This window comes from Armatimonadota bacterium (assembly GCA_020354555.1).
GTDB lineage: Bacteria > Armatimonadota > Hebobacteria.
This window is the reverse complement of record CP070648.1, coordinates 2279153-2287486: the sequence shown is the minus strand read 5'-3', so window position 1 is coordinate 2287486 and position 8334 is coordinate 2279153. Positions and strand designations below refer to the sequence as shown.

The window sequence follows — 8334 nt, the reverse complement described above, 5'->3', positions numbered from 1 at the left end:
CCGTATCATTCCGGCAACATCCAGCAACGGTGAATGTTTGCGACGGCGCTCACTCAGGGGTCGTGCTGGCTCCCCCTCAAAATCAATTATTACGAAATCTTTTCCCGTGAAAAGCACCTGTCCCAGGTGATAATCACCATGGCAGCGAAAACGTTTCGCTACAATCCTCTGTTTGCGTATTGGCTGATATCGTCCTATGATGTCATTCTCCAGACTAATTACGTTAAGCGCGTCTTCCCTTGAATCCTCCGGGATTTTTGATAGTTGCTCCCGCAGAACTCGCAGTGTCCTGATGGTATTGGTACGCATAGACTGATAAAGGGAGGTTTGATACATAAAGGTAATAGGTTCAGGAGCAAAGTCTGGATCATCCGTTACTGATGCCAGAGCTTTGTGCAGTTCAGCAGTGCGCTGCCCCAGTAGTTCTGCTGAATTTAGATATGGTCCAATTGTTTCTTTTGCCAGAGGAGGCGGTTCCTTCCGCGAGGCTAGCAGGTGCTTGCGTGGAACAGGAGGTAGTTGAACAGTGGGATGAGCTAAGACATCCTCGAGATAACGTTCCAGAGAATCCAATGTGTAGTGCCAGGCATCCCCTTCATTGGCCACGAATTCCTGTGCAACTGCTAGGCTTATTGTTTGATACCCTTGTCGATTGTACTCTAGCGCTCCGACGACCTGAGAGACGTTTTTAAATTTTGTTTTCTGCGTGAGAAAACGACCGATCTCAAGATCGGGATTAATGCCCTCATCAGGAGAGCGGAATAACTTAACGATTAATTTATCACCATAAACCACCGATGTATTTGACTGTTCAACATTTAACGTAGTGGGTTCCAGAGCAGAATTGACTATTTTACGATAATCACTAAAGATTCTCGTAGGCAGGGCTTTCACTTCACCAACTTTCCCTTGATAACTACGCCTGCCGCCTATCGCTTTTAATAGAAAAATATTGAAGCTCCTATCCACCATGGCATCGTAGAGTACTTTTTCATCGCCGTTTCTACCTTTAGGCTTTAAGTAAGCTACGATATCATTAGGACATTTGGCTATAACGTTTGTTGCTTGAACACTTGTAGCAGCCATGAGCGGTAGTACATAAGTCTCAGCTTCGCCCTCTGTATAATCAACTTCTAACAAAATAAAGTAAGCTATAGAGTTATTAAGAGATATGGGAATAACGTCTCGAATCTGTGCTGCCCATGGTTCCCGAGATTTGCCGGCGGAGACGACGATGGATGGAGCGGAGGCGGCGACAATGAAAAGGCTGGAAAGCAGGAACGCCCTCATCACCGGCGGCGCCGCCGGCATCGGCAAATCGATCGCCGTGCGCCTCGCCCAGGAGGGGGCCAACGTCGCCATCAACTACCTCGATCAGTCCGAGCAGGCTCAATTCGTCGAGGCGATTGCCCGCGAAGCGTGCGAACTGGTCAGGGGCTATGGCTGCGAGGAATTGATTGTGCAGGCCGATGTCTCCGACGAACAGGCGGTCGCCGAGATGTTTCGCGAAGTGCTCGCGCGGTGGGCGCGCCTCGACATCGTCGTCAACAATGCCGGCATTCAGAAGGCCGGCCCCACTCACGAGGCAACGACCGACGATTTCGACGAGGTGCTCGGCGTGAATCTGCGCGGCGCGTTCCTGTGCGCTCGCGAGGCGATCAGGCACTTCCTGTCGCGGGACGGGGGAGGGGTCATCATCAACAATTCGAGCGTCCATCAGATCGTGCCCAAGCCGCAGTACATCGGTTACTCAGTCAGCAAAGGCGGCATGGCGAATCTGACCCGAACGCTCGCCCTGGAATATGCGGACCGGGGCATCCGCGTCAACGCCGTCGCCCCCGGCGCCATCGTCACGCCGATGAATCGCGCGTGGATCGATGACCCGCGGAAGCGAGCGGAGGTGGAGAGCCATATCCCGATGGGCCGCGCCGGCAGCCCCGAGGAGATAGCGGCGGTGGTCGCGTTCCTGGCCTCGGACGATGCGTCGTACATCACCGGTCAGACCATCTACGCGTGCGGCGGGCTGACACTGTATCCCGAGTTCCGCACCGCGTGGGCCTCCGGCGAATAGACCGCCCGGCGATTCACGGGCACCACCGCATTCGATCCGCGCGCGGCGCTTGCGGCGGTGCTCTCTAGCGCTTCGTGATGCGCAGAATCCGGAAACCCCCGGCCTCGATCGGGAACGCGAGTTGGCGCAGCCCGCGGCCCTTTCGCGGATCGCCTTGCTGCCATTGCCCCAGCTCGCTGTTGTACATCTCCACCGCGTACTCGTGGTCGTCGGCCAGCAGTTCCGCGATCGTAATCGGCACCGGGATCGTCGTCTCCGCCGAGCTGCCGACGCAGATCAGCAGTTCGCCGTCCTTGCGCAGGGCGAGACGGTGGGCTCGGTAGTCCAGGACGTGCACGCGGTTCGTCACGTCCTCCTCGTAGTCATGCAGCGTGTGATCGGTGTCGAGCTTGGCGTTGGCGTAGATGTGCAGCCCGTCGTTCTGCCGCGCGGCGTAGAACGACACGGATCGCCCGCAGTGCGGCAGCCTACGCAGCCCGATCCACTGCCACTGCGGCGGAATCAGCGGCTGGCAGCGGCAGCCATCTCCTGTACCTATAATGCCGCACGCGCCCTCCACCGCCGCCCACAGCAGCCGCGGCGGCTCCCACGGCGAAAGCCTCATCCCACGGTTCACCAGCGATTCCCCGTCGAACCATTCCGAGAACTGCCCGGGCACAGTGTTGTTCGCCAGCGGGTTGCGCAGGTAATGCGAATAGGAGCTGTGGAGTGCCTCGGCCATGAACTCGGGATGGTACGGAGCCGCGGCGGACGCGTACCAGAACGTCACCCCCGGCCACACCCCGCCCATGAGGCCGACGTTCTTCATCGGCTCGTATTCCGGGCTCTCGCGCGACACCGTGCGCAGCCCGGCGGCGGTCGTGAAATCCGGCGCGTTGAGACGGCTGATGATCTGGAACGACGTCTCGTTGTCGCTGACCCCGAACATCACCGGGAAGATCTCATCCGCCGTCACGTCGGTATGCACCGCGCCGCGCGTGTCAATGTTGAGGTAGTACATGCGCGTGTTCGGGTTGAGTAAGTGCTGATTTATCGCCGCGCGCAGGGCAGCCGCCTCGCGGGCGAATTCCTCCGCCGCTTCGTCATCGCTCAGTCCCTTCGCCATCGCCGACAGCGACCGCAGCGCCGCGTAACACTCCGCGTTGATCTCGGTCACCGCGCCGTTGATCTGGTAGTTCGGGATGACGTTGCGCCACGAGGCGATGCCCCAGACTTCGACCCCCTCCGCCGACGAGTACACCAGCCCCCGCTCGTCGCGCTGGGACAGCAGATACCTCCCGGCGCGCTCCGCCGCCGGGTACAGCTCGCGCAGAAAACCCTTGTCCCCAGTCGCCAGGTAATGGTGGCATACACCGAGCACGAACAGCGGCGTATCGTCGTTGACATTGAGATCGTAGTCGGCGCGCTCGCCGGTCAGCGCGCTGTAATACTCCACGATCTTGCCGTCGGGATACTGGTGCCGCGCCAGCGCGCGTAGCAGTTCCCGCGAGATATCGGGCAGCAGGTAGTCGCACCCGTACGTGTACCACACGACGTCTCTGCCGACGACATTGGACGACACGCCCGGCTCGTTGGTGAAAGCGATCCCCTGTGGATACGCCCCCATTACGCGCAGCATGTTGACCTTGGCCCAGAACACACCTTGGTTGATGATCGGGTCCGGCGTCTCCACCATCGCTACGGACAGCGTCGGCGTCAGATAGCGGATCGTGTCGGCGAGCGCGCGCTCCGGGTCCCGATGCGCGAGATAGAGTCCGCGCGCGGCCTGAGCGCCTTCGGGCGCGAACGCGAGGACGAAACTCAACGACCGACTTTCCTGCGACTCCAGGGACAGGTTCGCCTGGAGCGCTCCGAGAATGGCCCCGGTCGCCGACGTGTCGTTGCGCAGCCCACGCGCCCAGCCGTCGGCATAGACCTGGCTCACATCGTGGGTCGTCTCGTAGCTCGAGACCGGCGTCGTGCAGCCGAAAACGCGGACCCAATCGGGATGTTCCCGGTTCCGCGCGACGAATGCTTCCAGGTCTGGCTCGTACTCCGCCATGACGTCAGGAGGAGTGCTGCCCTGGAGATCGCCGTACGCCGACACGCGCAGCATACGAGTCTCATCGGACTCGTTCCTGATATCAATGCTAACGAACACCACCGCCGGGTCGGTCCCGCCGGACTTGGGCAGCAGGATCGTCTCGACCACGTGCAGCCCACCGCTGAGGCGGATCGTACGGCGCTGCCGCATCGGATGGATCTCGACCGCCGCCGGGCCCTCCTGTCGCAGCAGCGTGAACCGCGGGTCGCCCGCAGCCGGTTCTTCCCCGCTCCTGAGCAATGACTGCAGCGGTCGATCGCCCGGCACGGCATAGGTCACGACCATCGAACCCATGACGTCTGCCCCGAGATCAAGGCTGAAGACCTTCTCGATCGCGCCCGACGACTTGCACGTCACCCATAGCTTGTGATTGCCGAGGCTGGGTCCATACGGCAGAGCCGTGTCCGCCACAAGGTAGAACGGCAACTCGCCCGGCCGCGGTTTGGCAAACGTCACTTGCCGCGTCGGCTCCAACTCCCTGCCAGTGTCTCCCGCGCTCATAGGCCTCTCCGTGCCCTCATGATTGGGGTTGATCCGCCGAGTGCGCCCTCAGCGCTTGCCGGAAGTCCGCCGCCCGCCGCACCGCCTCACAGGGCGAACCGCTCGTGCCTGATGCGTCCTTTGGGCACGCCCAGGTCCCGGAGCGCGGCGATCACTCGGTCCGCCATCGGAGGGGGCCCGCAGACGTAGCAGACGCTCCCGGATAACCGGTCGCCGACCAAGCGCCGGATCTTCTCGCGATCCAGAAGGCCGCGTTCCCCCTGCCAGCTTGCATCGGCTTCGCTCAGAACGTGCACCACTCGCAGCCGCGGCCGCTCGCCGGCGGCAAGTTGCTCCAGGTCCTTTCGGAACGCGATGTCAGCCTCGGCCCTGTTGCCGTAGAGCAGAATGACGTCAACGTCGGCCTCTGTATCGCGCATGTGCCGCAGCATGCTCATCAATGGCGTGATGCCGATCCCGCCTGCGATGAAGGCGAACTTGTCGCTTTGCCGCGCCAAGACATAGCTGAACCGCCCGTACGGCCCGCGCATAGACACCGCGTCGCCGGGCTCAGTCCGCCCGATGGTCGCGGTGAAATCGCCGGACTCCTTGATAGTAGATGCGAGCGCAGGCTCGACGGGGCTGGAGCAGATCGTGAAGGGGTGCTCCTCCACGGGCAGGTTGCGTGCGCCGCGCCACAGCGTGATGAAATGAAACTGCCCGGGTCGAAATTCGAAATGCGGCTGGCCCGGCGGCGGCTCCAGGCGCAGCGTCCACACGTTGTGGGTCTCCCGCACGACCTCGGATACGCGGTACGCCGCGCGCCGCGCGAGCGCCGGCGCGATCACCTTGTGATAGCCGTAAGCCGCGGCGACCCCCGCGAGCATCACCCACCACAAAGCCCGCATAATCCCGCCCCGCAAATCCTCCCCGGCCAGCATGCTGTGGACGAAGGCGATAACGAAGATGACGGGGGCCACGTTGTGCAGAACGCGCCACCTCTCGTAGCGCAACCGCAGGCCCTGGCGCAATACACTCGTGACCGCCTGGACGATGAGCAGCAGCAGCGCCAGCTTGGCGATCACGATGTACCAGGGGAGATCGAGCCCGATGAGCAGTCGCCACCGCGAGCCGTCGAGAGCCAGCAGCAGCGGATGCAGGGCGATCAGCGCCACCGCCGCAACGGCCGCCGCCTTGTGATAGCGAAAGACGACGTCCAGGCCGAACGGCCGCTCGATCCATCGCAGCCGGGCCGAGAGAACGAACTGCATCGCCAGCAGCGCAATGCCGACGAGCGCAAAGCCCTTGCCCAACTCGCGGAAACTCAGCGGCGGGACGTGCCCGCTCGCCGCCTGCACCAGCACCGCCACGATCAGGGGAAGCAGGACGAGAACGACGTAACCGCCAATCACGACCGCCCCCCAGGACCGGCTCTCCCAGATCGCGGCCCCGGAGAGTCCGCCTGCGCCCTTAGGGGTGTCGCTGATGCTCTCCGGCCGCTGCCGCGCCACCCGCCTCCAGACAACGATGAGCAGCACGCCTAGGACGACGACCGCCGCCGCCAGGACGCCCCACGGCCCTCGCCGCACTTCGCCGCTCGCCGCTCGGCCCAGCGCCGTTGCCTGAGCCGCGGCGACCGCGTCGAAGTGAGCGATAATGGCATCGAGTTCTTCGGCGGACCACTCGTAGCGCGGCATCTTCGTGCCGGGCTCGATGGCCTGAGGGTCGCGAAGCCATGCGCGCAGCCGGTCCCCCGAACGCCGCTGCGTCACGTCGGTCAGGTCGGGGCCGGGACCGGCGGCGCCTGCCCCTCCGAGCGCGTGACAGCCGGCGCAATTCCGCGCATCCCAGATCCGGGCGCCCGCTGCCGCGAGCGAGTCGCCCTGCGCCTGGACAGACGTTGGCGGGGGAGCGAGGGCCGCAAGGACCAGCGCTGCCACGATTGTGTGGTAGGGCCGCATTGACTGGCACACCCCAGAATGCTGTCTGCTTCGGGTTAACCACGAAAATTCCCGTCATTGGCCGCGCGTCCTGTCCACCGTGCGGGCCAATTGGGGCCATTGTGCGACGTGCCGCCACGCTGCGCGTCGCGAAGCGAGCGCTGGCCTGGCAAGTGTAGAGGTGAGCGCCGTGTTACTTGCCGAATAGGTCTGGAAACTCGCGCAGGAGTTGCAGCGAAATCATCGTCTCGTTGCGGCGCTCCGCGATGGTACGGCCGAGGCTGCGCTCAACCGACAGGCGCGCGGTGGAGCGGTCATCGAGCATGTGACCGACAGAGCCACCAAGGCGCAGCCGATCACCGCCGGGCTGCTCCCACCGCGCCGCCTGCACGGTCAGCTCCTGGCGCCCGCTGAGCATGCGGTTCCACTGCACGAATTGACCGTTCGCATCGCCGTCCGCATCACGCCCGACCACGAGTTCCGCTCGCCACAGATCCGGCCCCGCGCTGTATTCCGCGTCCAGGGCGATGCGCAGCTTGTCCGTGATCTCCAGCGCGGGCATGTGACCACCCGTGTCAGGCTCCGCGCCGTGGCCCATCACCGGATCAACCAGCGTGGAGAAACGCGGCATGTCAGCGCCGTAGAGAACGGAGGCGCCCGCAGTCAGAACGCCTTTCGGCAGGTCAAAGCGTCGCGCCAGTCGGCCGACGACAATCGGGCTGTCGTTGTTGTCGCTGCGCGCGCCGTTGCCGCCCATCAGGGCAAGCCAGTAGTCATACTCTCCTTTGTAGCCCTCCAGGCTCAGCCCACGGTCGATGCGGATGCCCAGGCTCTGGGGAAAGAGGCTCTGCAGCGGCCGCGTGTGGGTCTCGTAGTAGGTCAGATTGCCGAATGGCACGACGAACTGCCCGAACCGCAGGCTCGGCTTGCCCAGGCCGAACTTGTACAGCGCGTAGACGTTCGCGAAGTGCATCTCCTTGCCGCGGCCGTCCACGCCGTTCATGTCGGTGGCGTACGGCCACTGTATGGCGAGATCCAGGATATCCCGCTGCGCGTTGGAGATGGTCGCGGTCGTCTCCAGCTCCGCCGCCATGAGCCTCCCGCGAGTGGTTGACATCTCGGGATCGTCCATGTACATCCCCTGGACATCGAGCCGCCCGTCAACCCGCCAGTTCGAGATGCGCCAGTCCTGCGCGCACCATGCGCCCGACGCCGCGGCGATGACCAGCACCCCAGCCAGCAGGTGTCGAATCACGTTCCCTTCCCCTTAATGCACCGCAGGGCGCTCGCCGACGACGGCGCCGTCGCGCAGTTCGATCACGCGGTCGGTCTCCGCGGCGAGGCTCGGATCGTGGGTGACGATGACGATGCCGAGGCCCTCGGCCTTCAGGCCGCGGAAGATGTCCATGATCGCGGTCCGCGATTGACTCTCCAGGCGGCCGGTAGGCTCGTCAGCGAGCAGTAGTTTCGGCTTGCGCACGAGCGCGCGAGCGATCGCCACACGCTGCATGTCGCCCCCGTTGAGCTGGTGCGGCAGGGCATGGATCTCCTTGAGCCCGACTCGGTCGAGCGCCTCAAGCGCCCGGGCGCGACGGCGATCTTCTCGCGCGAAGACCATCGGTAGCTCCACGTTCTCCGCCGCCGTCAAGGTCGGGATCAGGTAGAAGAGCTGGAAGATGAACCCGACGTGGTCGCGCCGGAAGCCAACCAGCTCCCTTTCCGGCATGCCGGTGACTTCGGTGCCGCAGATGCGGATGCTG

The 8334-nt window shown here is 63.4% G+C and carries 6 protein-coding genes; 1 reads left to right on the top strand and 5 read right to left on the bottom strand.

Annotated elements, in window-relative coordinates; genetic code table 11:
- Positions 1–1293, bottom strand: a 1293-nt coding sequence (locus JSV65_09365; GenBank protein UCH36543.1) for an alpha-amylase, incomplete at its 3' end; no start/stop codon positions are given.
- Between JSV65_09365 and JSV65_09360 the strand changes: the two genes are divergently transcribed.
- Positions 1259–2071, top strand: coding sequence for an SDR family oxidoreductase (locus JSV65_09360; protein UCH36542.1), 813 nt, complete (start codon positions 1259–1261; stop codon positions 2069–2071). The two genes, JSV65_09365 and JSV65_09360, sit on opposite strands and share 35 nt — an antisense overlap.
- A 64-nt stretch (positions 2072–2135) precedes the next feature.
- On the opposite strand, the gene JSV65_09355 is transcribed toward JSV65_09360, so the two are convergent.
- The 4 genes from JSV65_09355 to JSV65_09340 form a co-directional block, all read right to left on the bottom strand.
- On the bottom strand, positions 2136–4655 hold the full coding sequence (locus JSV65_09355) for a hypothetical protein (protein ID UCH36541.1): 2520 nt from the start codon (positions 4653–4655) through the stop codon (positions 2136–2138).
- Between the two features lie 86 nt (positions 4656–4741).
- Positions 4742–6574 (bottom strand): ferric reductase-like transmembrane domain-containing protein, encoded by a 1833-nt coding sequence (locus JSV65_09350; protein ID UCH36540.1) that lies wholly within the window; start codon positions 6572–6574, stop codon positions 4742–4744.
- 193 nt (positions 6575–6767) lie between these two features.
- On the bottom strand, positions 6768–7829 hold the full coding sequence (locus JSV65_09345; GenBank protein UCH36539.1) for a hypothetical protein: 1062 nt from the start codon (positions 7827–7829) through the stop codon (positions 6768–6770).
- 12 nt (positions 7830–7841) lie between these two features.
- A partial coding sequence (locus JSV65_09340) for an ATP-binding cassette domain-containing protein (protein ID UCH36538.1) occupies positions 7842–8334 on the bottom strand: 493 nt, incomplete at its 5' end.

What these genes read in the sequence shown, in the direction of transcription:
- JSV65_09360 (UCH36542.1), top strand. Translation starts at nt 1,259, where the DNA reads ATGAAAAGGCTGGAAAGCAGGAACGCCCTCATCACCGGCGGCGCCGCC.
- JSV65_09355 (UCH36541.1), bottom strand. Translation starts at nt 4,655, where the DNA reads ATGAGCGCGGGAGACACTGGCAGGGAGTTGGAGCCGACGCGGCAAGTG.